The organism is Micromonospora sp. A200, from assembly GCF_029893845.1.
Taxonomy (GTDB): domain Bacteria; phylum Actinomycetota; class Actinomycetes; order Mycobacteriales; family Micromonosporaceae; genus Micromonospora; species Micromonospora purpureochromogenes.
Genome location: NZ_JARXXY010000003.1, coordinates 1 through 24,250 on the forward strand (window position 1 = coordinate 1; position 24,250 = coordinate 24,250).

The 24,250-nt window shown below is 75.9% G+C and carries 27 protein-coding genes and 1 pseudogene; 9 read left to right on the plus strand and 19 right to left on the minus strand.

All coding sequences use genetic code 11. From position 1 onward, the window contains the following. Window positions 1–91 precede the first annotated feature (91 nt). The 16 genes from M2302_RS03615 to M2302_RS03690 form a co-directional block, all read right to left on the minus strand. The gene (locus tag M2302_RS03615) at window positions 92–847 is read right to left on the minus strand and encodes a hypothetical protein (protein WP_280836551.1); all 756 of its coding nucleotides are present in this window, start codon (window positions 845–847) and stop codon (window positions 92–94) included. Window positions 848–970: 123 nt separating this feature from the next. After that, window positions 971–1,423 carry a hypothetical protein gene (locus M2302_RS03620; protein WP_280836552.1) on the minus strand — a complete coding sequence of 151 codons (453 nt, stop codon included), beginning with the start codon at window positions 1,421–1,423 and terminating at the stop codon, window positions 971–973. Next, window positions 1,420–2,355 carry a hypothetical protein gene (locus M2302_RS03625; protein WP_280836553.1) on the minus strand — a complete coding sequence of 312 codons (936 nt, stop codon included), beginning with the start codon at window positions 2,353–2,355 and terminating at the stop codon, window positions 1,420–1,422. Before M2302_RS03625 ends, M2302_RS03620 begins: the two co-directional genes overlap by 4 nt. Next, complete coding sequence (locus M2302_RS03630) at window positions 2,352–3,026, minus strand: phage tail protein (RefSeq protein WP_280836554.1); 675 nt, start codon at window positions 3,024–3,026, stop codon at window positions 2,352–2,354. Before M2302_RS03630 ends, M2302_RS03625 begins: the two co-directional genes overlap by 4 nt. Continuing rightward, a complete protein-coding gene (locus M2302_RS03635; RefSeq protein WP_280836555.1) occupies window positions 3,007–5,628 on the minus strand; it encodes a putative baseplate assembly protein in 2,622 nt (873 codons plus the stop codon). Before M2302_RS03635 ends, M2302_RS03630 begins: the two co-directional genes overlap by 20 nt. Further along, window positions 5,625–6,083, minus strand: coding sequence for a GPW/gp25 family protein (locus M2302_RS03640; protein WP_280836556.1), 459 nt, complete (start codon window positions 6,081–6,083; stop codon window positions 5,625–5,627). Before M2302_RS03640 ends, M2302_RS03635 begins: the two co-directional genes overlap by 4 nt. Next, window positions 6,080–6,418, minus strand: coding sequence for a hypothetical protein (locus M2302_RS03645; RefSeq protein ID WP_280836557.1), 339 nt, complete (start codon window positions 6,416–6,418; stop codon window positions 6,080–6,082). Before M2302_RS03645 ends, M2302_RS03640 begins: the two co-directional genes overlap by 4 nt. Further along, a complete protein-coding gene (locus M2302_RS03650; RefSeq protein WP_280836558.1) occupies window positions 6,418–7,995 on the minus strand; it encodes a phage baseplate assembly protein V in 1,578 nt (525 codons plus the stop codon). Before M2302_RS03650 ends, M2302_RS03645 begins: the two co-directional genes overlap by 1 nt. Further along, entirely contained in the window at window positions 7,992–8,744 is a 753-nt protein-coding gene (locus M2302_RS03655; RefSeq protein ID WP_280836559.1) for a hypothetical protein, read from the minus strand. Before M2302_RS03655 ends, M2302_RS03650 begins: the two co-directional genes overlap by 4 nt. Continuing rightward, window positions 8,744–10,330 carry a hypothetical protein gene (locus M2302_RS03660; RefSeq protein WP_280836560.1) on the minus strand — a complete coding sequence of 529 codons (1,587 nt, stop codon included), beginning with the start codon at window positions 10,328–10,330 and terminating at the stop codon, window positions 8,744–8,746. The genes M2302_RS03655 and M2302_RS03660 overlap by 1 nt, the downstream gene beginning before the upstream one ends. After that, window positions 10,302–10,787 (minus strand): phage tail protein, encoded by a 486-nt coding sequence (locus M2302_RS03665; RefSeq protein ID WP_088961616.1) that lies wholly within the window; start codon window positions 10,785–10,787, stop codon window positions 10,302–10,304. Before M2302_RS03665 ends, M2302_RS03660 begins: the two co-directional genes overlap by 29 nt. Window positions 10,788–10,789: 2 nt before the next feature. Then, window positions 10,790–12,028 carry a phage tail sheath C-terminal domain-containing protein gene (locus M2302_RS03670; protein WP_280836561.1) on the minus strand — a complete coding sequence of 413 codons (1,239 nt, stop codon included), beginning with the start codon at window positions 12,026–12,028 and terminating at the stop codon, window positions 10,790–10,792. A gap of 29 nt (window positions 12,029–12,057) precedes the next feature. Beyond that, window positions 12,058–12,753, minus strand: a complete 696-nt coding sequence (locus M2302_RS03675; protein WP_280836562.1) for a carboxypeptidase-like regulatory domain-containing protein — start codon at window positions 12,751–12,753, stop codon at window positions 12,058–12,060. After that, window positions 12,750–13,358 carry a glycine zipper family protein gene (locus M2302_RS03680; RefSeq protein WP_280836563.1) on the minus strand — a complete coding sequence of 203 codons (609 nt, stop codon included), beginning with the start codon at window positions 13,356–13,358 and terminating at the stop codon, window positions 12,750–12,752. Before M2302_RS03680 ends, M2302_RS03675 begins: the two co-directional genes overlap by 4 nt. 14 nt (window positions 13,359–13,372) lie before the next feature. Continuing rightward, window positions 13,373–13,717: a hypothetical protein gene (locus M2302_RS03685; protein ID WP_280836564.1), complete on the minus strand. Its 345-nt coding sequence runs from the start codon at window positions 13,715–13,717 to the stop codon at window positions 13,373–13,375. A 118-nt stretch (window positions 13,718–13,835) separates the two neighbouring features. Next, window positions 13,836–14,645, minus strand: coding sequence for a DUF3153 domain-containing protein (locus M2302_RS03690; RefSeq protein WP_280836565.1), 810 nt, complete (start codon window positions 14,643–14,645; stop codon window positions 13,836–13,838). A gap of 310 nt (window positions 14,646–14,955) precedes the next feature. On the opposite strand from M2302_RS03690, the gene M2302_RS03695 reads away from it, so the two are divergent. Genes M2302_RS03695 through M2302_RS03705 form a run of 3 tightly spaced genes read left to right on the plus strand, consistent with a single transcriptional unit; the run spans window position 14,956 to window position 16,133 of the window. Next, window positions 14,956–15,441 carry an Rrf2 family transcriptional regulator gene (locus M2302_RS03695; protein ID WP_280836566.1) on the plus strand — a complete coding sequence of 162 codons (486 nt, stop codon included), beginning with the start codon at window positions 14,956–14,958 and terminating at the stop codon, window positions 15,439–15,441. 28 nt (window positions 15,442–15,469) lie between these two features. Further along, window positions 15,470–15,946: a cupin domain-containing protein gene (locus tag M2302_RS03700; protein WP_154936386.1), complete on the plus strand. Its 477-nt coding sequence runs from the start codon at window positions 15,470–15,472 to the stop codon at window positions 15,944–15,946. Between the two features lie 43 nt (window positions 15,947–15,989). Then, entirely contained in the window at window positions 15,990–16,133 is a 144-nt protein-coding gene (locus M2302_RS03705; protein WP_280836567.1) for a hypothetical protein, read from the plus strand. Window positions 16,134–16,185: 52 nt separating this feature from the next. Here the strand turns inward: M2302_RS03705 and M2302_RS03710 are convergent, their stop codons facing one another. Next, a complete protein-coding gene (locus M2302_RS03710; protein WP_280836568.1) occupies window positions 16,186–17,346 on the minus strand; it encodes an FAD-dependent oxidoreductase in 1,161 nt (386 codons plus the stop codon). A gap of 68 nt (window positions 17,347–17,414) precedes the next feature. On the opposite strand from M2302_RS03710, the gene M2302_RS03715 reads away from it, so the two are divergent. Beyond that, complete coding sequence (locus M2302_RS03715; RefSeq protein ID WP_280836569.1) at window positions 17,415–18,044, plus strand: TetR/AcrR family transcriptional regulator; 630 nt, start codon at window positions 17,415–17,417, stop codon at window positions 18,042–18,044. 106 nt (window positions 18,045–18,150) lie between these two features. Here the strand turns inward: M2302_RS03715 and M2302_RS03720 are convergent, their stop codons facing one another. Next, the gene (locus M2302_RS03720) at window positions 18,151–19,089 is read right to left on the minus strand and encodes an AraC family transcriptional regulator (RefSeq protein ID WP_280836570.1); all 939 of its coding nucleotides are present in this window, start codon (window positions 19,087–19,089) and stop codon (window positions 18,151–18,153) included. An 18-nt stretch (window positions 19,090–19,107) separates the two neighbouring features. On the opposite strand from M2302_RS03720, the pseudogene M2302_RS03725 reads away from it, so the two are divergent. From M2302_RS03725 to M2302_RS03745, 5 genes and pseudogenes are all read left to right on the plus strand, one after another. Next, window positions 19,108–19,575, plus strand: a pseudogene (locus M2302_RS03725) (NmrA family transcriptional regulator); the annotation flags it as partial. A 48-nt stretch (window positions 19,576–19,623) separates the two neighbouring features. Continuing rightward, window positions 19,624–20,748 (plus strand): FUSC family protein, encoded by a 1,125-nt coding sequence (locus M2302_RS03730; protein ID WP_280836572.1) that lies wholly within the window; start codon window positions 19,624–19,626, stop codon window positions 20,746–20,748. Between the two features lie 97 nt (window positions 20,749–20,845). Beyond that, window positions 20,846–22,057, plus strand: a complete 1,212-nt coding sequence (locus tag M2302_RS03735) for an MFS transporter (RefSeq protein WP_280836573.1) — start codon at window positions 20,846–20,848, stop codon at window positions 22,055–22,057. A gap of 80 nt (window positions 22,058–22,137) precedes the next feature. Continuing rightward, entirely contained in the window at window positions 22,138–23,034 is an 897-nt protein-coding gene (locus M2302_RS03740) for an aldo/keto reductase (RefSeq protein WP_280836574.1), read from the plus strand. Window positions 23,035–23,126: 92 nt separating this feature from the next. Further along, on the plus strand, window positions 23,127–23,462 hold the full coding sequence (locus M2302_RS03745) for a hypothetical protein (RefSeq protein ID WP_154936393.1): 336 nt from the start codon (window positions 23,127–23,129) through the stop codon (window positions 23,460–23,462). A 4-nt stretch (window positions 23,463–23,466) separates the two neighbouring features. On the opposite strand, the gene M2302_RS03750 is transcribed toward M2302_RS03745, so the two are convergent. Continuing rightward, a complete protein-coding gene (locus M2302_RS03750; protein ID WP_280836575.1) occupies window positions 23,467–24,096 on the minus strand; it encodes an MBL fold metallo-hydrolase in 630 nt (209 codons plus the stop codon). Between the last annotated feature and the right edge of the window lie 154 nt (window positions 24,097–24,250).

The window sequence follows — 24,250 nt, forward strand, 5'->3', positions numbered from 1 at the left end:
CTAGGACTCACCGGTCCAAGGGGTGGGAGTGCTCACTCGCCCGCGGCTACCGGACGTCGAGTCTGCCTCCCAGCCGACCCGACACCTCCCATTAGCGGGTGGGGAGGGCGGCGGTTACCCGGATCGCCTTGACGATCGCGGGGATCGAGCCGATCAGGAGGACCAGGCCCCAGACGATCGCGACCACCGCGAAGACCAGCGCGCCCACGTCGTCCAGGATGCTCACCACGACGACCGGCACCAGGTTGTGCAGGAACTCCAGCAGCACCGTGCAGAGCAGCGTGGTCAGCGCCAGCAGCACCAGCCCCTTGTTCTGCAGGAAGCGGGGCTGGGCGAGCAGCAGCAGCACCACCCAGACCAGCTTGAGCAGCAGCACCAGGCCGAGCAGCAGGCTCGCCTCGCCGACCGGGAAGAAACCCCACAGCGCCAGGTACGCCAGCGTGCCGAAGGGCGCGGCCAGGAAGAGCGAGACCATGATGGACAGCTCCACGAAGGCGAGCACCAGCATCAGCAGCGACACCAGGATCAGCACGATCGAGAAGATCAGCGTCGCCACGCCCTGCACCCGCCCCTGGACCCGGTCCGGCACCACCAGGCTCAGGCAGAACAGCCCCGTGGTCCAGAGCGCCACGACGTCGATCAGCGCCAGGTAGCCGGTGCCCCGACCGGAGGGCTCGTCGACCCGGCCCACCTCGCCGACGTCCACCCCCAGGTCCTGCGCGCTGGCCCGCAGCGAGCCGCCCGCGTCCCCGCCGCCGGTGAGCAGCGACGAGCCCAGCTCCACCCCGACCACCAGCGCCACGGCCAGTAGCGCCAGCAGGAGGAACGGCTTGCGCAGCTCACCCACGGCGGGCCTCCTCGCGGACGTACCTGACCAGGACGGCGACCATCCGCTCCCGCACGGCCGCCGGGACCGGGCCGGCCCGGCGGGGCGACGGCGCGGGCCGGTGACGGCCGGCCGCCCGGCGGCTCAGGATCCGATCGTGACCGCGCACGCCACACCTCCCGCACAGCCGACGGTGATCTCGCTGGCCCGGTCGACGGCGACCTTCGCCACTGCCGTACCGTCCTCGTCCGGCTCCACCTCGTCGTCCACGGTGAAGCCGGCGTCCCGGGGCGCCGGCGCGGTGACCCGGAACCGGCCGGGGCTGCGCAGCACCAGGGTGCGCAGCCCGTCCGGGTCGGCGACGCGCAGCACGCAGGCGCCGACCACGGCGAGGGTGTCCCCGGTACGGTCGCAGCCGGCCCGCACCGTCGCCGGGTCGACCGTGGCGCTGTCGCCGACCAGCCGGCCCAGCCAGCGGACGGCGCCGTCGTCGTCCGGGCCGCCCCGGTCGCCCCGACCCGCGCCGACGGCCACCACGAAGAGCAGCACCAGCAGGACGGCCAGCCCCACCAGTAGCAGCTTGCGTCGCCCGCTCATCGCCGGGCCGCCGCCGCCCCGCCGACCTCGGTGAACCGGATCTGGTCGATCCCGGCGAAGTACCGGTCGAAGGCCTGCGTCTTGCTCACCGCCACCAGCGTCACCTGGTGCGGCCCCTTGCCGAGCCGCAGCGTGCCGACGTCCTCGAAGTCGGTACGGACCACCTTCGGGGTGAAGCCGAGGAACGTCCCGCCGACCTGGACGCCGTCGATCTGGAAGATGGTGTTGGCGTAGTCGAACGAGGTGGTGCGGGCGGCGGAGAACCGCCAGACCGCGTCCTTCGGCAGGTCGACGGTCATCGTGACCTGGTCGCCGACCGCCAAACCCTGGAAGAACAGCTGCCGGTCCTGCGACCAGGTGACCCCGCAGCAGTTCGGCTGGACCACCACCTTCGCCGCGGTGCCGGTCGGCGACTCCACCTTCGCCTGCGGCACCAGGCTCTCCGCCTCCAGGGTGACCACCTGCGGCTCCCCGGGGGCCGGCGCGTCCTCCGGCCGGGTCACCAGCCAGCCCACCACCGCCCCGACCAGCACCACCAGCGCCACGGCCGCGGCGATCCACGGCCAGGGGGCGCGGCGGGGGGCGGCGACGGCGCGGACCTCGTACGTCACCCGGCCGCTGGAGCGGGAGCTCTCCTCGGGCGCGGTGTTCGCCGAGTAGGCGAAGCCGGTCATGTCGTAGCGGCGGGGCGCGGTGCCGGGCGGCACGGCGAGGCGGACCAGGAAGGAGACCGACCCCTGACCCGGCACCACCCGCTGCGGCTCGGCGACGGTGAGCCAGGACCGCTGGCTGCCCTCCCCGGGGGCGACGTCGAAGACCACCGTGTCCGGGGCCGCGCCGGGGTTCGAGACGGTGAAGGTGAGTTCGCCGTGGTTGCCGGTGTCGAGGGTGAACTGCTCGGCGGCGGCGACGACGGCCCATTCGGTGGTCATGACGGCTCCTCTGCGGACGGTCCCGGAGGTGGAAGGGTGCGTGGGGGCGGGACGGAGGCCCGGCCGACCGCCGGGCCGGTGGGCAGCGGCGGCGGGTCGACGGGCGGTTCGGGGTCGGCCGGCTGGTCCGGGGGTGGGTCGGCCGGCGGGGCGGCGGGGGCGGCGTCGCCGAGCAGGACGACCTCGGCGGTCACCGCGGCCGGCTTCTCGGCGGCCACGATCCGGCTGATCAGGGCGAGGGAGCCGGCGGCGGCCGGCGGTACCCGGACCACCAGGTGGAAGGGCCGGTCGACCGGTTCGTCCAGGACGAATCCGGTCACCCCGGTGGCCAGCTCCAGGGCGCTCCGCATCCCGTACGGGGTGCCCCGCCAGCGGGCCAGGTGCGCGCCGTGCGCCACCAGGTCCCGCAGCCGCCCCACCGGCAGCGCCGGCGGCGCGTCCGGGCGGGGCGAGGCGAGCACGTGGTCCATCGCCACCCACCGTGTCAGGTAGCCGACGAACCCGTCCGGCGCCCGGTACGGGGCGAACAGCGCGTCGACGTCGGCGAGCACCGCCTCGTCCGGGGCGTGCAGCGCCTCCATCACCTCCAGCAGCGCGAACAGCACGCTGCCGGGGACACTGGCCCGCTGGTACGCGGCGGGCAGCAGCCGCTCAATCGCCGCTCGGCGCATCCTGCCGCACCACCTCGATGTCGTGCTCGCCGGAGCAGAGCAGCCAGGTGTCGGGGACGGTCACCACGTCGGCGGTGGCCTGGTTGGCGCTGGGCGTCCAGTCCACGGCGTCGCCGCTGCGGTACACCCCGCGCTCGCCGCCGGCCAGGACCAGCCGGTCGGTGCCGCCGGTGGCGGCGATCGCGTCGACCGGTACGAACCGGGACCGGTCCCGCAGCGGCAGCCCGCAGTTGACCATCACCGGCTGCCACTGCGGCTGCGCGGCGAGGGTGTCCAGTCGCACCACCCCGCCGCTCTGGGTGGCCGCCAGCGCGAGGGTGCCGGCGAAGGCCAGGTCGCGGCAGGTGCCGCCGATCCAGCCGGCCTGCACCGACTGCCACTTCACGTCCGACTCGAACAGCCGGGTGCGGTGGCAGCCCTGCCCGGGCTTCTTCGGGTCGGGCTCGCCGGCGCCCGACCAGAGCAGGGTGGCCGGGCCGTCGTACTGCACGGCGAGGACCCGGTTGTCCACGTTGGCCAGGCCGACGTGGGTGAAGCTGCCCGGGCGGCCGGCGGCGGTGGAGAGGTAGACGCCGAACCCGGCCTGCGCGGCGACCGCCACGCCGGGGGCGCCCCGCTCCGAGACGAAGGCGCGCACGGCGTAGAAGCCGCGGTCGGCGTCGGCCGGGTCGACCAGGATCTGCAACGGCACCGAGCCGGGCAGCAGGGAGACCTCGTACAGGCCGGTGTCGGTGGCCAGCAGCAGCGCGCCCGCGCCGTCCCGGTCGATCCAGGCCACGTCGGAGATGCGGGAGTCCAGGTCGGTCAGGAGCGACCAGTTCTCGCCGAGGTCGGTGCTCAGGTGCACCCGGGAGCCACCGGCGGCCCGGACGGTCACCGCCGCCACCGAGCCGGGGCGGGCGGTCACGCCGGGGCGTACCGGGGCGGGGGCGGGGGACACCCGCACCACCGTCTCGCCCTCGAACCGGCCGGCCGGCTCCCAGCCCGCGCCGGCGTTGGTGGAGCGGAACACCACCTCGCCGCGGCCCGCGTACCAGGTGCGGGCCTGGTACTGGTCGACGGCGAGGGTGCGTACCTCGGCGTCGGGGGCCTCGTCGACCACGAACCGGACCGACTCCACGTAGCGCACGCCCGGCTCGGCGTGCTCCAGCATCCGGTACACGTTGGAGGCCCGCAGCGGCTCGCCGAACGCCCAGCCGGCCGGGTTCAGCGTGGTGGGCAGCGGGCTCAGCGTCTGGTGCAGCCGGTCGTGGATGCGCCGCCGCACCGCCTCGGCGTCCTCCTCCCGGCGCACCACCACCCGGGCCCGGATGGAGACCGCCTTGTAGCGGGCCCAACCGGCCCGGCAGCTCGTGCCGAGGGCGCGGCGGCGGTCCAGGTCCGCCTCGACCCGGCGGCGCGCCTCCTCCACCTCGTGCTCGCGCAGCACCGACACCGGCAGCCGGCCGCCGGGCCGGGCCTCGTCCGGCACGTACGGCACCAGCACCACCTCGACCTCGCCCGGCCGGGCGAAGCTGTAGACCGCGGCCCGGGTGAACGCCCGCGCCCGCGCCACCGCCCCGGAGCCGGCGGCGAGGATCTCGAAGTCCCGGGCGGTCACCGCCCGCTGCTGGGCGAAGAACTCGTACGGCCCGCGGACCAGCGCCGAGTCCAGCGTCTCCATGTCCCGCCCGCCGCTGGCCGGCTCGGGGTTGTCCGCCCGTACCCCGGGCAGCGGATCGCGCAGGCTGGTCAGGGTGCCGGCGGCGACGTTGCCGGTGCGCCCGCCGCCGGCCCGGTACCAGAGCCGGATCCCCGCCCCGGCCGGCGGCACCGCGGCCACCGTCACCAGTCCGGAGCCGGCCGCCCCGGTCACCGCCGCCCCGGCCGGCCCGTCGCCGGACGGGCGCAGGTCCAGGGCGGGCGCGAAGGTGACCACCCCGGAGCAGCGGTCCACCAGGTACACCTTGGCCTGCGGGCCGACCCCGGCGAAGCTGTCCACCGGCCGCCAGATCTCGTACGTCCGTCCCTCGTGCTCCCGCGCGGCCGCGCCCAGCTCCACCGAGCCCGGTGGCACCTCCACCCCGAGCAGCAGGTCCAGCGGCTCCGCCGTCCGGGCCAGCGGCGCCCGGGCGGCGCGCAGCGCCTGCCCCGGCTGCCCGGTGCCGGTGCCGAGCAGCTCCGCCTCGACCGGCTCGCAGTGGTGCATCCGCACGGTCACCTCGGCCTGCCCGGCGGCCAGCGTCGCCGGCTCGGTGGTGACGAAGACGACCGGTCTCGGGTCGGCGCCGCGCGCTGCGGCGACCCGGGTGCCGGCGGGGATGCGCACCGCGCCGTGCTCGCCGCCGGTACGGGCGAACCGCACGTCCGCCCAGGCCGCCGACGGGGCGTGCCGGGCCACCCCGAGCAGGTTGAGGAACTGCACGTACGCCTTCTCCGGCAGCTGGTTCAGCCGGTAGATCATCACCTCGGTGAGGTGGGCGAACGCCTCCACCAGGGCGATTCCCGGGTCGTGCGCGGACAGGTCCGTCCAGGCCGGGCAGGACTGCCGGATCCGCTCCCGGGCCTCGGCGACGAGGTCGAGGAAGGCACGGTCGTCGAGGTGCGGCACGGGCAGCGTCATGACTGGTCCCCCTCGGCGTGGTCGCGGCCCGGCCCGTCGGTCTCCTCGTCGTCGGGGAGCAGGTCGACGGAGAAGACCAGCTGGCCGGGGGAGAGACTGGCCCGGACCCGGTAGTCGAGCCGGATCACCAGCCGCCACGGGTCGTCCGGGTCCGGTCCGGCGTCGACGTCGATCACCTCGACGCGTGGCTCCCAGCGCCGGATCGCCTGCCGCACGTAGTGGATGGCCAGGCCGGCGGTGGTGTCGTCGTTGGGCGCGAAGACCAGCCGGTGCAGCCGGGAGCCGTACCCGGGGCGCATCAGCCGCTCGCCCGGGGTGGTGGAGAGCAGCAGGTACAGCGCCTGGCGTACCGTCTCGTCGCCCTCGGTCATCGCGAGCCCGCCGGCCGCGGTCAACGCCAGACCCCCGGTGCGGCCGGCGTCGAAGCCGGCGCCCACGAAGCGGAAGGCCCTCATCGGTCCGCCTCCACCAGGCGCTGCCGCGGGTCGCGGACGGTGTGGTGGACCAGGCCCGGCGGGGTGCCGTCGGTCAGCCCGTCCAGGTGCGACAGGACGATCCGGCGCCCGTCGACGCGCAGCCAGTCGCTGTAGCCGACCCGCACCGGCAGCGTCTTCGTGCAGGGCTTCACCGTCGGCCCGTAGTTCGGGCAGGCCACGATGTCCCGCCCCTGCGGGTCGTCGTCGACCAGCACCGGTACGCCGGTGACGGTCACCCAGCGCTGCGACGCCCGGTTGGTCACCCGCCCGTCGTGGTCACAGGTGATCACGGATTGCAGGTGGATCCAGCGCATCAGCGGCCTCCTGAGCTCTGCCGGGCGAGCGCGGCTGCCCGCTCCCGCGCGGTCGGCGCGTCCTCGGTCGTGTCGGCGTGCAGGAAGTCGACGCTGCGGGCGCGGACCACCATCGCCCGGCCCGGCGCGGAGAGCACCAGGTCGGTGGCGGCGTGCAGGGTCGTCAGCTCCGGCGTCAGCTCCAGGAAGCTGCCGGTGTCGGTGGCGAGTTTCAGGCTGCGCGCCGCGTCGTCCACCACGATCGTCTGGCCGCTGCCGGTCCGCACCGACCACCGGCCGGACCGCCCGTCGGCGATGCCCGCGTCGTACGGCTCGACGGCGCCGAAGAGCGACCCGAGGACGATCCCGGCGGCCGGCTCGCCCCCGGGCAGCGCCACCAGCACGGTGTCGTCCGGGTCGGGCAGCGCCACGATCCCCTTGCCGGCCCCGGCGCCGGGGCAGAGCACGGCCAGCCAGCCGGCGTCCAGGTCCCCGTAGGCGGGGAGGGTGAGCCGGACCCGGCCGAGCCGGTCCGGGTCGTCGACGTCGGTGACCGTGCCGAGGGTGACCACCGCGCCGGCGACCGGGGCGGGTGCCGGGGCGGGCGGCGGGGCGGTGCTGAACCGGGTCAGGTGGCCGTTGGCGTCGATGGTGTGCACCACCTCGGTCAGCACGTACACCCCGGCGACCGGGTCGGCGATGCCGGCCAGCTCGACGCGGCGGCCGGGCCGCAGCGCCGGGTCGCCCTCGGCGACCCCCTCGGCGGTGACCAGCGCGGCCACCCGGGCGTCCAGGCCGGCCTGGGCGATGGCGGCCAGCTCGTCGTCGCTGCGGCCGGGCTGGTCGACCGCGGTGCGCACCCCGTCCGCGCCGACGGCGGCCGGGTCCGGGTCGAGCGGGATGCGCCGGCCGGTGCGCGCCGCGTCGGCCCGCTGCCTGATCGGCTCGGCGCGCTGCGGATGCCAGCCCAGCGCCGCGCTCTGCCCGGCGGCCCGGTCCAGGTTGGCCGCGATCCGCAGCGAGTGCAGGGTGTGGCCGAGGGTCAGGGTGACCGGTTCGCCGTGCCCGTCCAGGGTGACCAGCCGCAGCCGGCCCTCGTCGTCGGCGAGGTGCAGCCCGGCCCGGCCGGCCACCTCCAGCAGCAGGTCGAGGTCGCTGTGCCGGTGCTGGAGCACCCGCTCCAGGCGCGGGCCGTCCTCCTCGGCGTCGACGTCGAGGCCCACCCCGGCGCAGAGCTCCCGGGCCAGGTCGGCGGCGGTGACCGACTCGAACACCCGCAACTGCTGCCGCTTGCGCAGCCGGTGCAGCGGCTGGTAGCCGCGCAGCCGGACCAGGGCGGCGCCGTCGGCGGCGTACTCCACCTCGACGCAGGTCACCTCCCCGGTGAACAGGCGCGCGTCGTCCAGCCGGACGTCGAGGGTCGCGCCGGTCGGCACCGCCGGGCCGGGGCCGAGGTCCAGCGCGGCGGGGCCGGGGCCGGCGGCGTAGCCGATCTCGCACTGGGTCGGCTGGTCCAGCCGCCCGGCGATCCGCACCGACCGGAGCCGGCGCCCGTCCAGCGGTACCCCGTCGAGCAGCACGGTCGGCCAGGCGGTCACGGGGCACCTCCCGGCGGGGGCGGGGTGGTCGCGGCGGCGGTCAGCGGGGGCACCGCGAGGGCGGTGCCGGCCGGCACGGTCAGCGGATCGGTGATCCGGTTGTGCTCGGCGAGCAGCCGCCACCGCAGCGGCGAACCGAGCGCGTCGTGGGCGAGCAGGTCGAAGCGGACCCCGGAGTACCCGGGCACGGCGGAGCCGTCCCCGGCGGCCACCACCGCCGAACCGGGCGCGGCCACCGGAGTGGTGGCGGCGGCCAGCTCCTCGTCGAAGCCCTCCTGGGCCTCGTCGGCGGACTCCGCCACCCGCACCAGCTTCAGCCGCAACCAGGACCGGCGGGGCGAGCCGGTGAGGGTGAACGCGTCGAACCGTTCGGCGATCGCGACGATCACGCCGGGCACGTTCCAGGTCTTGCCCCAGACCAGCCGGACCAGCGGCGGTCGCAGCCAGCCGTGCGCGGTGGCGGAGTTCTCCGCCAACATCCACAGTGGACGAGTCAGGGCACGCACGTCCTCCGGGCGGGTCGGCGCGTCCACCAGGTCGGTGTCGAAGAGCAGGTCCAGCACCAGCTCGGTGCGGCCGCCGCCGGTGAAGACCAGCGGGTCGTCGGCGAGGCCGGCGCCGGTGAGCTGCCCGTCGCCGACGCCGCGCGGGCGTACCCCGGCCAGCCGGCTCACCTGCACGGTCTCCGGGTTGAGCAGGCAGTCCACCCGGACGCCGGAGGAGTCCACCAGGAAGGCCACCCGTTCCATCAGGCCCCCCGCTGCTCGTGGTCGAGGCGGCGCAGCCGCTCGCCGTCAGCGTCGCCGGTGGCCGGCCGCCACGCCGGGTCGTCGGGCAGCGCCGGCCACGGATCCCCGGCCCACCGCCCCGTCGGCCCCGTCGTGGTCGCTCCCGTCGGGGGTACGCCGCCGGCGCCGCCGCCCGCCGGCCCGTCCGGCAGGACCGGCCAGGGGTCGGGTGCCGGGGCGGGCGTGACGGCGTCGGGCCACCCGTTGCCGGGCTGCGCCGGCGGCCACCGGTCGGCGGACCAGGATCCGCTGTCGAGGCCGGTGCGTGCCGGTGTGGTGCCGACGGGGTGCTCGGCCGTCCGGGCGAGGTCACCCGGGTACGCCCCGCGCGCCCGGCCCGCCCCGGGGCCGGCCGGCGGTCCGGGGTGGCCGGTGGCCGCCCGCGCTCCTGCGGGGACGGACCAGGGGGCGGGGAGCCGGAGCGCACCGACGCCGTCCCCGCCGGTCGTGCCCGGTCGGTGCGCGTCGGTGGCGGTGCCCGCCCGGCCATCGGCTGTCGTGCCCTCGCAGGATGCGGTCGTCGGGATCTGGCCGGTGGCTGGCCTGGACTGGTCGACCCGGCCGACGCGGGGCTCAGCGGGACCGGCGGGCGGCAGCGCCTCCCGGTGCGGGTGGGCCCCGCCATCGCCCGGCCCGGCGTACGACAGGTCGCTCCTGAATCCGGCGGCGGGGCCGGGTACCGCCGGACGGATCCGCCAAGCTGCCGGCCCCGGGTGAGCGCCGGCGCCACGCCCCGAGGACCGGTCGACCTCGGCCGACCTCCCGACCCGTCGCTCGGGTTGCCCGGACCGGTGGTGTTCCGGCGGGCCGGGCCAGGAATGCGCCGGCGGCGGTCCCGGCCGGGAGTCCGGCGCTGCGGCTCCCGGCCGGCCGCTCGGGTCGGAGACGCCGGGCAACCCGCCGGCGGCCGGAGAACTCGGCCCGGCTGTGCCGATGACGCCGTCGGGCCGGTTGCCCGCAGTGGTGGACCTGGGACCGAGGCCCGCGCCGGAGTCGCCGGCCCACGAGGCCACGCCCGTGCCGGGGTCGCCGGGCCGGGAGCCCACGGCGGCGTCGGCGTTACTGGGCGACGAGGCGTCCGGGTTGCGGGGCCAGGAGCCCGCGGCCGTGCCCGACGACGGCCGGGCCGGGCCGGTCGGGGGTAGCGCCGACGTACCCGAGCGGGCGGGCGGCCGATTGCCACCCACCCCGTCGGCAAGCCTGCCCCGGGGGTCGGGCGCAACCGTCGGCGGCCCGGCGTCCGGCAGGGCGTCCGGGTCGACGTCCAGACCGCGCAGCAGGCCGGGGGCGTGCGCAGCGACCAGGCGCAGCCAGTGCTCCGGCGGCTGGCCCGGCCGGCGTGGCACGTCCCCCGTCGCCTCGGCCGACGGCACCTCCGGTCTCGCCTCCGGCAGGCCCGGCGTCGCGTGGGCCGGCGGCAGGTCCCGTGTCGTCCCGCCCGGGGAGCCACCGGCGGTCGGGGCGGGATCCCACCGCTCGACGGCGTCGGCGGCGTCCCGCAGCCGCCGGGCCAGCCAGCTACGCGGTCCTGGGCGCGGCGGCGGCACTGCCCGACTCCAGCTCCAGGCCCTCGTACGCCAGGGTGAGCGCCTCGATGGCGATCTCCTGGGAGAGGGTGTGCAGGTGCGCGCCCCGCCACCGCATCGGCCACGCGTTGATCATGTTCCAGCGCAGCGCCTCGCTGGTGCCGGCGGCGTCGAGCAGCACCACCGAGACGTTGCGGCGGTTCACCGTCCCCCGGGCCGCGGCCTGCACCCAGTCCCACAGCTCGCGGGAGGAGGTGAGCCCGAAGTGCAGGGTCACCGGGGCGTAGTCGACCTGGCCGGGCACGGCCCGGATCCGGTCGTTGCCGGCCTCCCGGTACGCCCGCCGGGCGATCGTCACCTCCAGGCCGCTGACCTCGGTGAAGTGCCCGTTGGTGATGCCGTTGATGAGCAGCTTGAAGTTGTAGGCCCGGTACGGGTCGACCGGCGCGCCCGGTTGCGGCGTGGCGGGGGTCGTCATTGTCAGCCTCCGATCGTCTCGGTCTCGGTGCCACCGGCCCACTGGCTCAGCTTGAACACCACGAACTCCGCGGGCTTGACCACCGCGATGCCGATGTGGGCGACCACCATGCCGGCGTCGCGCACGTCGGCCGGGTTGGTCTCCTCGTCGCACTTGACGAAGAACGCCTCCTCCGGCGTACGCCCGAGCAGGGCGCCGTCGCGCCAGACCCGGGTGAGGAAGGCGCCGATGTCGCGCCGGATGGAGCGCCACAGCGAGAAGTCGTTCGGCTCGAAGACCATCCACCGGGTGCCGTTGGCGATGGCCTGCTCGATGGAGATGGAGAGCCGCCGCACGTTGAGGTAGCGCCACTCGCTGGCCTCGGCGGCGAGCGTACGGGCACCCCACACCCGGATGCCCTCGCCGGCGAAGTAGCGGATCACGTTGACGCCCTTGGGGTTGAGCACGTCGTGCTCCGGGCGGGTGACCAGGTACTCCAGGTCGACGGCGCCGCGTACCGGCTCGTTGGCCGGTGCCTTGTGCACCCCGCGCAGCCCGTCCGTGCGGGCCCAGATGCCGGCCATGTGCCCGCTCGGCGGGGTGAGCACCAGCTCGCCGCTGAGCGGGTCGCGCACCCGCAGCCAGGGGAAGTAGCAGGTGCCGAAGTCCGACTGCCGGGGCCGGTACGCGGTGGTGCCGCCGTCGTCGTCGGTCGGCTTCGCCGTACCCTCGGCGGGTTTGCCGTCGGCGGCGCGGGGGGCCCGGGCGGAGCTGGGGGTGGCGACGCGGGTCAGCGCCGAGATGTCGTCGATGCCCGGGGGCGGGTCGCAGATCGCCACCATGGTGCGCAGCCGCTCGGCCGTGCTCAGCAGCGCCTCGTGCGAGACCGGGTCGTGGAAGCCGGGGGCGGCGAGGATGGAGACCTCGTCGACGGCCTCCAGCAGTTGCAGGCCGGCGCGGCGCTGGCCGCCGCCGGTGAGCTGGCCGCCCTCGCCGACGTTGACCACCCAGCACCGGGTGCCGCCGTTGTCGAGGAAGCCGAAGACGGCGCGGGCCAGCGGGGTGCTCTCCGGGCGTTCGCCGCCGGCGTAGAGCCGCAGGAATTCCGACCAGCTGTTGACCGGCATCGCCCGGTCGACGTGGGCGCCGCGGTCCGGGGCGATGCCGACGAACGCGGCGGTGCTCATGCCGACCGGCCCGATCGGGTGGGCCCCGCTCGGCACCTCCTCGACGTAGATGCCGGGGGAGAAGTAGTTGGGCATCGGTCCTCCTGGTGCGCGGGCGGTCCGGGTCAGCGGGCCGGGGGTTCGCAGACGATGACGAGGTCGGTGTCGGCGGGGTCGACGTCGGCGGTCAGGGTGTGGCCGCGGCCGACCAGGCGCAGCCGGACCGGGCCGGGCCGCTCGGGGTCGTCCGGCACGCCGGTGAGCCGGAACCGGCCGGCGGGGTCGGTGTGCGTGGCCTGCGAGGTGCCGACCAGTTCGACCCGCATCGCGGCGAGGGGCTGCTCGTGCGGGCCGACCACCCGGCCGTCCAGGGTGCGCATCGGCAGCTGCCGCAGCCGCAGCGGGCGCAGCACCGGCGGCGCCGCCGGCAGTGGCCGGGCCACCTGCGCGGGTACGTCGATCAGCAGCGCCGGCCGGGGCGGCACGCCGAACGCCCGCCACAGCTGCGGGTCGCCGGCCTCCAGCAGCACCTCCGGCTCCCCGTCGACGACCGCGGCGGCGAGCACCCGGTCCAGCCGGGGCAGCGCCGCCGGGCCGGCGGCGCTGAGCAGGTAGCGAACGGTGAAGCGGTACGGCTCCCGGTTGCCGGTGCCGCGGGTCTGCCGGCCGGGCCGCAGCTCCAGCGGCCAGACCGTCAGCCCGTCGGCGGGTCCGCCGTCGGCGGGCGGGCCGACCGGGACGACCTCGCCCGCGGCGGTGGCCAGCCACGCCGCCAGGTCGGCGGTGGTCGCCTCGACCGGTCCACGCCCGTCGTCGGTCATCGCGGCGGGCTTCCCTGGATCCGGTACGCGATGGCCTCGTTCCAGACGTGCGGGTAGACGCCGATCTCGAAGTACCGGGTGAAGGCGTTGATCGGCGCGTTGGTGTGGTCGTGCCAGAGCAACCAGACCGGGGCGATGGTGAAGAGCACGTAGTTGAGCAGCACCAGTGGGATGTAGAGCGGGCCGAGCAGCCGGCCCTGGAAGATGTGCACGTCCTCGTGCCGCTGGATGCCGGGGCTGGAGCCGGCGCAGACCGTGCCGATGGTGGTGGCGTACCGCGGGGAGACGCCCTCCACGACGTCGACCCGGCAGCTGTGCTGCGAGGTGGTCCGGTCGAGCTGGTGGCCGAAGATCAGGTGTACGGCGAGGTAGACCGCGCCGACGGCGGTGTTCAGCAGGCTCCAGGTGTGGTCCACCACGAAGAGCCAGACGCCGCGGGCGTCCGGGCCGTACACCCGGGCGGAGGCGACCGCCCAGCCGAACGGGCCGCCGACGAGCAGCCCGGCGACGGCGCCGATCAGCAGGCCGAGGGTGCCGCCGGCCCAGCCGCCGAGCGCGGCGCCGAGGACGATGTGGACGGCGGCGCTGATGATTCCGAAGACCATGACGCTCACCTCTCTCAGACCCAGGAACGGATGTAGCGGGGCTCGCCACCCTGGGCGATCCGGCTCGGCGACGCCTGCGTCGCCTGCCGGTTGCCCGGCGGCAGCTGGTTGATGCCGAGGGCGGCGGAGAAGATGATCAGCCCGTTGAAGAAGGCGATGATCCACTTCTCGGCGCCGACGTCCGTGGCGAACGCCGCGGTCAGGTAGGACAGCGCCAGGGCGACGCCCAACGCGATCCACTTGCGGGCCTTGTCGCCCGCGGGTCCGAGCAGGCCGCCGACGACGTTGGCGGTGAGCAGGGTGGCGGCGCTCGCGCCGGTGAGGCTGCCGAGGGCGGGCCAGGTGAAGAGATCGTTCACGGCGATCTCCCTTCGGGTGGTGCCGGGAGGGTGGTGTGGTGGTGGTGAGGTGCGGCGGCCGGTCGGGCGGACCCGGGCCGGTCGCCCGGGGTGGTGGCGCGGTCCGACCCGAGGCGGGTCAGACCGGCCCCGGATGCTCCGCCGACGGGGTCGGCGCCGGCGTGCCGGCCGGCCCCGTCGGCGTCGTGGCGGCGGTCGCGGGACGTCCGCGCCGGCGCAGCAGGAGTACGGCGACGACCGCGCCGACCAGGAGCAGGACGACCACGGCCCCGACGACCAGGAGCCAGGGGAACCCGCCGTCGGTGTCGCCGCCCGTGGCGGCGGCTCCGGTGGCGGACGGCGAGGGCTTCGCCGGCGCCTCGGCCACCGCCCGCAGCTCGGTCGGCTTGTCGCGGTTGGAGCCGACCTTCCAGGTGATCGAGCGACCGGTGACCGTGCCGTTGGTGTCGATCACGCGACCGGGGAAGGTCACCGAAATCTCGAACGACATCAACTGCATGAACGCGGCCTGGTTCCGCGGGTCCTGCTCGGCCAGTTTCCCGCCGTATTTCTTCGGATCGAGCGAGAGGCTGAACCGGTAGAGGTCCCCGTCCCGGACCAGTTTCACGCTGTCGCTGGTGAATTCCTGCAAAGGCGTGCGGCGGTAGGTGATCTGGAAACCGTAGTAGCGCTCGTTCTCGTAGACGCGTTCCTCGCCGGCCGGCAACGAGGGGATGTTCTGCCGCAGCTCGGCGAAGCCGACCTGGACCGTCCTGTTCTTGCTGGTCAGCACCCGCTTCTCGGCGGTCAGCAGCAGTTGCCCGTCGATCGTGTCGTCGGCGTTGACGGTCAGGCCGATGTGGAGCTGCATGCACCCGGTGAGCATCGCCACCAGGGCGAGACACACCGCGAGGCGGAATGCCCTGCCGCGGTCGAGTCTCGTATTCATGCCAGCAGTGTGTGTGATCGCCCTCACTATCCGCAGTCAGCGATCAGTCACAACGGTGTCACCGATCTTACCGGCCCCTTCTCCCTTTCGGCTGACGCCGGAAATGGGCGCGATCGATAATCTGGAGGGTTGGCCCGACGCAATTTCGGCGCTCCGCCTCCGGGCGGGCGGTGACGGAATTCGACCAGGGTGGACGGTGCCCGCGACGAGCCGCCGGGCGACGGGCCGGCCCGACGACGGCGGGCCGACATCGGCGCCCGACTGTGCGGAACGCTTGCCGAGCAAATCCTGGACATATAATATCCAGAATATGAAGATGGCCGAGGGCGTCGAGTGGGCGCTGCACAGCTGCCTCAACATGACCTGGCTGGAGCCGGGGCGGGCGGTGTCGGCCGCCCGGCTGGCCGCGTTCTACGGGCTGCCCACGGCGTACCTCAACAAGCAGTTGCAGGCCCTGGTGCGGGCCGGGATCCTCCGGTCCGTCTCCGGCCCGCGCGGCGGGTTCCGACTGGCCCGCGCCCCCGAGGAGATCACCCTGCTCGACGTGGTGACCGCCATCGAGGGGGCGGAGGAGGCGTTCCGCTGCGCGCAGCTCCTCCGCCAGGGGCCGGGAGGTCGCGCCGACGTCGACTACCGGCAGGCCTGCCTGATCTCCCAGGCGATGCGCCGCGCCGACCTGGCCTGGCGGCGGGAGCTGGCCGGGCAGACCCTCGCGCAGCTGCGGGAGGCGGTCGGCGACCGCTACCCGGACACCCCGCGGAACACCCGTGAGCGCCTCGTCGCGCCCCCGTCCTGACCATCGTCCCCACCAGAAGGTGAGCACCATGACCACGGCACCCCTGCATGTCCGCGCCGACGACGCCACCGTCCTCGCCGACGGCCCGACCAGCCTGATCACCCTGCTCGGCGACGCCGGAGAGACCGGCGGCGCGCTCACCGCCAACCGGGCCACCCTGCACACCGGCTCGCCCGGCGCCCCACCGCACCTGCACACCCGCGCCGCCGAGACGTTCTTCGTCCTCGACGGGGTCCTCGACGTGCTGGTGGCCGACGAGATCCGCACCCTGCGCCGCGGCGACTTCCTGCTCGTCCCCGCGCACACCCCGCACGCCTTCGCCCCGGCCCGCGGCGAGTCCGCCGACGTGCTGGTGGTCTTCACCCCCGGCATCGACCGGTTCGACTACTACCGGCTCCTCGAGCGGGTGTACCGGGGCGAGGCCGATCCGGCCGAGATCGCCGCCAGCGGACAGCGCTACGACAACCACTACGTCGACAGTCCGCTGTGGCGCGACCGCCCCTGACCGCGCCGCCCGCCGGGCCCGGCCGCCGTGGCGGGAGGACGTGGTGCTCGGCGAGGGCGCGGCGATGCTCTTCGTCCCGCCCGGCGAGGTGCTCGACGGTCGCCCGTACACCCCCGGCACCGTCGACGTGCTGACCCGCTTCCTGGCCTCGCCCGAATACGCCGGCCTGACCGCCGCCGGTCGTTGACCGCCGGGCCCGGTTCAGGCCGCCGGGTCGGTCGAGGCCGGGGCCGGTCCGCTCAGTCGCGTGGCGGGTGCCAGTCGGCGTACCGGGCCGCCTGGCGCAGCGCGACGCGGGACGGGGTGAGCCGGATCAGGGTGTCGCGGAGCGTGACCGCCACCGGGTGGCGCAGCTGCTGGCCGAAGCGGCCGGCGCGGGCCGAGGCCCGGGCCACCGCCTGGCTGCGCGGGCGGCGCTCCCGGTCGTAGCGGGCGAGCGCGGCGTCGAGGTCCGCCGGCCCGCCGGCGCAGGCCGCGCCGAGGGTGACCGCGTCCTCGATCGCCTGGCAGGCGCCCTGACCGAGGAACGGGGTCATCGCGTGCGCCGCGTCGCCCAGCAGGGCCACCCGGCCGCGCACGTAGGACGGCAGTGGCGTGCCCAGGTGGTGCAGGTCGTGCCGCAGCACCTGGTCGGGCCGGGTGGCGGCGAGCAGCGCCGGGACGGGGTCGTGCCAGTCGCCGAAGCGCTCCCGCACGGCGGCCAGCTCGTCGGGGGCCCGCCCGCCGGGTGGGGCGGTCACCGCGGCGTACCAGTAGACCTGGTCGGCGCCGAGCGGGACCATGCCGAACTCGGCGCCCCGGCCCCAGCTCACCGCGGAAGGCAACGGGTCGTCCCAGCGGATCGCCGCCCGCCACGCCGTCGTCCCGGCGTACGTGGGTCCGGGGTGCTCCGGCCAGAGCCGGGAGCGCACGGCCGAGCGCAGCCCGTCGGCGCCCACCACCAGGTCGGCGGCGAGCTCGGCGGGCTTCCCGCGCCAGCGGTGCTGCACCCGGGCGCCGTCCGGGCCGGTCGTCACGTCGACCACCTCGGCGTCGGTGCGCAGCGCGGCTGCCGGCAGGGCGTCGCGCAGGACGCCGTGCAGCCTGCCCCGGTGGACCCCGAGCGTAGTGGTGCCGAGCTGCCGGGTCAGGTCGGCGCCGTCGACCCGGGACAGCCAGCGCCCGCTCCGGGTGCGCAGCCCGCCGGGAGCCTCGGCCCGGCCGTGCGCGCGGACGGCCGCGCCGACGCCGAGCGCCTCCAGCCCCCGCAGCGCGTTGGACATCAGGGTCAGCCCGGCGCCCACCTCGCCCAGTTCCGGCGCGCGTTCGAGCACGGTGACCCGCCAGCCCGCCCGGTGCAGGGCGAGGGCGGCGGCCAGGCCACCGATCCCGCCGCCGACCACCACCGCGTGTCCGTCCATCCCGACCGCCCCTTCTACAACTGTAGAAGTTCATACTACAGCTGTAGAACACCGACGAGGAGGCCCGGATGAACGCTCGGTCCGCGCGGGTGGCGGCGTTGGCCGACGCGGCGATCGCGCTGCTCGCCGAGGGCGGGATGCGCGCGCTGACCCACCGGGCCGTCGACGCCCGGGCCGGCGTGCCGGTCGGCACCACGTCGGCGTACCTGCGGACCCGGCAGGCGCTGATCGAGGCGGTGGTACGCCGCCTGGTCGAGCTGGACCGGGCCGACCTGGTGGACCGCGAGCTGCCCACCGACGCGCCGCCCCCCGGGCCGCCGCCGCGGCTCACCCCGGCCGACCTCGACCACCTCGCGGTGGCCACGGCGCAGGTGCTGGACCGCTGGCTCACCGTCGGGCGGGACCGCAGCCTCGCCCGCTACGCCTGCCTGCTGGAGGCCGTGCACCGACCCGAGCTGCGGCCGATCCTGGCGCACGGCACCGTGCTGCGCGAGCAGGCCCGGGCGCTGCTGGCGGGCGCCGGCGCGTCGGACCCACGGCGGCAGGGCGACCAGTTCGTCGCCTTCGTCGACGGGTTGCTCTTCGACCGCCTCGTCGGCGCCGGTGCGCTCAGTGCGCCGCCGCCCGGCAGCCCGGAGAGCCGCGAGGACCTGCGCTCCGCCGTCCGCGCCCTGCTCCGCGCCTTCACCGGCGCCTGACCCGTCCGACCGGCCGGGTGTCCGGTCCTCGGCCGGCCATGATCGTGGTCGCCTGGGGGTCGCGTCGAGAATCCTCGGTGGAGCGACGGTCCGGCGGTGAGTTCGGTCAGGCGACCGGGGTGCGGGTGCGGTGGTCGCGGGGGCTGATGCCGCGTACCCGGCGGAAGGCGGTGCTCAGCGCGAACGGGCTGCCGTAGCCGACCCGGCGGGCGACCGCGCCGAGGGTGGCGTCCGGTTCGCGCAGCAGGTCCGCCGCGAGGCTCAGCCGCCAGCCGGTCAGGTAGGCCATCGGCGGCTCGCCGACCAGTTCGGTGAAGCGGCGGGCCAGCGCGGCCCGGGACACCCCGACCTCGGCGGCCAGCGACGCCACCGTCCAGGGACGCGCCGGATCGTCGCGCAGCAGGCGCAGCGCCGGTCCGACCACCGGGTCGGCCGCCGCCGCGTACCAGGAGGGGGTGGCGCCGGGCCGGTCGAACCAGGTCCGTAGCACGGCGATCAGCAGCAGGTCGAGCAGCCGGTCGAGGACGGCCTCCTGGCCGGGGGAGTCCCGCACCACCTCGTCGGCGAGCAATCCGACCAGCGGGCTGTGCCACTCGTCGGCCCGGACCACCAGCAGCGCGGGCAGCGCGGCGAGCAGCCGTCGGTTGACCTCCCCCGGCAACTGGTACGTCCCGGTCAGCAGCGCCGTCCTGCCCGGCGTGCCGGTGCCCCAGGTGCGCACCCCTGCCGCCGGGGTGGTGGTCAGCGGCTCGCCGCGCAGCGTGGTGCACCGCTGGCCGGGGTGGATGACCACCTGCGGCGCGGTGGCCGGGTCGTCGGCGACGGTGTACGCGTCCGGACCGCGCAGCACCGCCACGTCCCCGGGGTGCAGCAGCTCGGCGGAGCTGTCGTCGGGCACCACCCAGGCGGTGCCGCGCACCACGGCCACCACGGTCAGCGGGGCGCGGTCCTCGATCCGCAGCGCGAACGGCGGGTCCAGCAGCGAGCGGAGCAGGAACGCGCCCCGGGCGCGAGGGCCGTCGAGCAATCCGGTCAGGAGATCCACGGTGGCGAGCGTAGACGCCTGCGTAGGACCAGCTGGTTCGCGCAGAACTTCAGCGAGGGACACCTGGTGCAGCCGCTGCGCGCCGGCGTGCTCGCGCTACCCGTCGGCGACGTGCCGGAGCCGTTCGTCGACGCCGACGACATCGCCGAGGTCGCCGTCGCCGCGCTCACCTCCGACCGGCACACCGGCGCCACGTACGAGCTGACCGGCCCCCGACTGCTCACCTTCGCTCAGGCGGTCGACGAGATCGCCGCGGCCGCCGGCCGTCCGGTGCGCTTCGTGCCGGTCACCAGCTCCGCGTACGCGGCCGAGCTGGCCGCCGCAGGTGTCCCGGCGCCGGCGGTGGCGCTGCTCACGTACCTGTTCACCGAGGTCCTCGACGGCCGCAACGCTCGGCTGGCCGACGGGGTGCAGCGGGTGCTCGGCCGGCCGCCGCGCGACTTCCGGGCGTACGCGGCGGAGGCGGCCGGGGCCTGGCGGCCCTGACCCGCCGGCCGGGCTACGGTGGGGCCCGAACGGGGCGAGGAGGCGGCGATGGTCCGGTGGGGCTGGTTCCGGGACGCCGCCGGGCGGCTGCGGCAGGGCTGGCTGCCGGTGGTCGAGACGACCCTGGCCGCGACGGTGGCGTGGATCCTGGCCACCCGGCTGGTCGGCCACCCGCAGCCGTTCTTCGCCCCCGCCGCCGCGCTGATCGTGCTCGGCCAGGCCCGGGGCCAGCGGGTCCGCCGGGCGGTCGAGGTGCTGCTCGGGGTCGCCGCCGGCGTCCTCGTCGCCGACCTGGTGGTGCAGGCGCTCGGACCGGGCACCAGCTGGACGGTGTTCACGGTCATCCTGCTCACCATCGCGCTCGCGGTGGCGGTCGGGGCGAGCACGGTCGCCGTGGTGCAGGCCGCGGTCTCCGCGCTCTACCTGGTGGTGGTCTCGCCACCGACCGAGTCGCTGGTGCCGTTCCGGTTCGTCGACGCGCTCATCGGTGGCGGGGTGGCGGTGGTGGCCAGCCAGCTGATCGACGCCCGGCGGCCGCTCGCCCCGCTGGTCGCCGAGTTCCGCCGCACCTACCAGGGGATGGCCGAGGTGCTGGAGGAGGTCGGCGAGGCCCTCGACGCCCGGGACGAGCCCGCTGCGCTGGCCGCCCTGGACCGGGCCCGCCACCTCGACGCCGCGGTGGAGCGGCTGCGCACCGCGGTGCTCGCCGCCGGCGAGGCGGTCCGGCTCAACGTCCGGCGCCGGCGGCACATCGGCCGGCTGCGCACCGTCGACGCCACGGTCGGCCAGCTCGACTACGCGGTCCGCAACGTGCGGGTCCTGGCCCGGGCCGGCGTGACGTTCAACCGGCTGCCCACCCCGGTGCCGCCCGAGCTGGGCGCGGCCCTGCGGGACCTGGCCGAGGCGGTCCGGGCGGCGGGCGAGGCGCTCGCCGCCGACCTCGACGGCGCGGAGGAGGCCGGCGACCGGCACGCCGCCCGCGCCGAGGCCGCCGCCCTGGCCGCGGTACGCGTCGCCGGGCGGCTCTTCACCCCCGGCCAGACCCTGCCGCTGGCGATGATCGTCGGGCAGGTCCGGGCCACCGCCATCGACCTGCTGCGGGGCGTACGGGCCGACGACGACGCGGCGGTGCTGGCCCGGGTCGACGAGGCGCTCGGGCTGCCCGCGCTCTGACCAGCATGTGGTAAGGAGCGCATCTGGCTTGTGGTCGTGACGAAACCGGTGTGTGATCGACGGCGAGACGCCGTACCACCGGAAGGACCACCCCGCCGTGAGCCCACTCGTCACCGCGCCGAGCCCTGCCGTACCCCGGCAGGTGCTGGCCGCCCGCACCGGCGTCGCGGTGGTCTTCGCCCTCAACGGCCTCGCCGTGGCGTCCTGGTTCTCCCGGGTCCCCGCGGTCCGCGAGGCGCTCGGGCTCAGCGCCGGCCGGCTCGGCCTGCTGCTGCTGGCCATGTCCGGTGGCGCGGTGCTCGCCCTGACCACCGCCGGGCTGGTCACCCAGCGCCTCGGCGCGGCCCGCACGGTGGTGGCGTCCACCGTGCTGGTGGCGGTCGGGATGGCCGGTGTCGGGGTGGCCGCGGGGATGACCGGCTCGCTGGCCGGCGTGGCGATGGCCCTGTTCGCCCTCGGCTACGGCTCCGGCACCTGCGACGTGGCGATGAACGTCGAGGGCGCCGCGGTCGAGAAGCGGCTGGGGCGCACCATCCTGCCCCGCTTCCACGCCGCCTGGAGCCTCGGCTCGGTGGCCGGCGCGGGCATCGGCGCGGGGGCCGCCCGGGTCGGGCTGCCGATCGGCGTGCACCTGGCGGTGCTGGCGGTGGTGGTGCTCGGCGGCACGATCCTCGGCGCCCGGGCCTTCCTGCCCGCCCAGCCGGCACCGGACACCGCCGCCACCCGGCGCGGTGGCCTGCTCGCCGCCTGGCGGGAGCCGCGCACCCTGCTGCTCGGCCTGCTGGTGCTGGTGATGGCGTTCGCCGAGGGCAGCGCGAACGACTGGCTCGCGGTCGCCTTCGTCGACGGGTACGGCACGAGCGAGGCCGTCGGCGCCGCCGTCTTCGCGGTCTTCGTCACCGGCATGACGATCGGGCGGACCGCCGGCACCGTCGCCCTCGACCGCTGGGGGCGCGTGCCCGTCCTGTTCGCCACCATCCTGCTCGCCGCCTTCGGCGCGGCGGTGGCGGTGCTGGCCGGCTCCGGGCCGGTCGCGATCGCCGGGGTGGCGCTCTGGGGGCTCGGCGCCTCGCTGGGCTTCCCGGTGGGGATGAGCGCCGCCGCCGACGACGAGGAGCGGGCTCCGGCGCGGGTCAGCGTGGTCGCGGTGCTGGGCTACACGTCGTTCCTCGCCGGGCCGCCGCTGCTCGGCCTGCTCGGCGACCGGGTGGGCATCCTGCACGCGCTGCTGGTGGTGCCGCTGCTGCTGCTGCCCACCCTGGCGCTGGTGCCGGTGACCCGGCCGCCGGCGCACCCCGCCAGCAGATAGAACCTAACAGCGGCCGGCCCCGGCCGGTATCGGGTGCGCGGCCGACTGCGCAGTCCAGCCGTGCTGGCTACGGTCGCCGGATGCCTACCGAAGAGATCACCGCCGCCGCCGCGGGCAACTGGACCCTGGGCGACCGCGCCGTCCGCCGGATGGGGTTCGGCTCGATGCGGACCACCGCCGACCCCGACCCGGACCGCGCGGTGCGGGTGCTGCGCCGCGCCGTCGAGCTGGGCGTGAACCACATCGACACCGCCGCCTTCTACGTCTCGCCCGGCGGCACCCTGAACGTCGGCACCGGCCCCGCCCGGTACGCCACCGAGCTGATCCGCGCCGCGCTCGCCCCGTACCCGGAGGACCTGGTGATCGCCACCAAGGTCGGCTTCGGGTACGACCCGGCGACCGGCCTGCGCGAGGAGGCCACGCCGGCCCAGCTGCGCGCCCAGGTCGAGGAGAACCTGCGCCGGCTGGGCCGCGACCACCTCGACCTGGTGAACCTGCGGATCGTGAAGCGCCCCGGGCGGGACTCGGTGGCGGAGTCCTTCGGCGCGCTGGCCGAGCTGCGCGACGCCGGGCTGATCCGGCACCTCGGCCTCTCCAACGTCCGCCTGGACCACCTGGACGAGGCGCAGGCCATCGCCCCGGTGGTGTGCGTGCAGAACAGCTACGCCGTCGACAACCGGGGCGACCAGGACGCGCTGCTGCGCGAGTGCGGGGCGCGCGGGGTGGCGTACGTGCCGTTCTTCGCAATCGCCGGCGTCCGGCGGGAGGCGGGCGCGGCGGCCGAGCACACCGCCGCCGTCCACGAGATCGCGCGGGCCCACGGCGCCACCCCGCACCAGGTACGCCTCGCCTGGACCCTGCACCAGGGGCCGCACGTGCTGGCCATCCCCGGCACCGGCGACGAGGCGCACCTGATCCAGAACGTCGCGGCCGGCGCGCTGCGGCTCTCCGCCGAGGAGCTGGCCGCGCTCGACTGAGCACGCCCGGTCAGCTCACGCTCACCAGCCTCGCAGCCGACTGTCAGGTGACGGTGCTCCACTGGATGGACGCCGAGGAGAGGAGCGGGCAGATGGGCTGGTTCAGCCGGCGGTCGCGGGCCGCCGTCCCCACCCCGACCAAGCTCGACCGGGAGGCCACCCGCGAGGACCTGGCCGCGCTGGAGGAGTTCGTGACGAGCCGGCAGGGCGTGGAGTTCTACCTGGAGCCGGAGACCACCGCCACGGACACCACGGTGGTGGCGATCGCCCACGACGGCGAGTGGATCCGCCGCCGGACCGGCTCGCCGCAGGTGGCGGCGAAGCTGGCCGGCCGGCACGCCGTGCCGCTCTACGAGGCGGCGAAGACCGGCTACCCGGAGCGGATGCGGGTCTGGAACCGGGCCCACCCGGAACGCCGGATGCGCTGACCGCTCACCCCTCGGCGGCGGCGCGGGCCTCGTCGAGGGTCATCGGGTCGGCGTGGCTGGAGACGTACCAGTGGTAGCGGTCGTCGAGCAGCCGGCGCACCAGCGCCAGGTCGGGGCCGTCCCCGTCCTGGCGCAGGTGCACCGGGGGCGGGTAGAAGCAGTCGCCGAGCAGCAGCACCGCCGAGTCGGGCACCAGCACCACGGTCGAGTCGGCGGCGTGCCGGCCGCCGACGTGGCGCAGCCGTACGCCGGTGGGCAGCTCCAGCTCGTCGGTGAAGGTGCGGGTGGGCGGCAGCACCGCGAAGTCGTCCCAGGAGTCCATGGCCAGGGCGCGGGCCCGGAAGCTGGGGCCGAGTCGCGGCTCGGCACGGACCTGCTCGCGTAGGTAGCGATGACTCCACGGGCGGGCCGCCTCGGCGCGCAGCGGCGCCTCCCCGGCGACGTGGCCGACGATCTCCACGCCCGGCCAGGCGCAGGCGCCCCACACGTGGTCCCAGTGGTGGTGGGTGTAGACCAGCCAGCGCGGCTCGGGCAGCCCCGCCGCCGTCAGGGCGGCCCGGATCTCGCGGGCGTGGCCCGGGCTGTGCCCGGCGTCGACCAGCACGCCGCCGCGCTCGTCGGTGATCAACGCCACGCTCGGTTGGATGGTGCCCGGGTCGGGATCGCCCGGGTACAGCCAGACCCGGCCGGCGAGGTGGTGGAATGTGGGCTCGGCGATGGCTGGGGTCCTTTCCCGATCGACCGGCGATTCTTCGGCCGGCGGGACCGATCGTAGGCGTTCGGCCCCC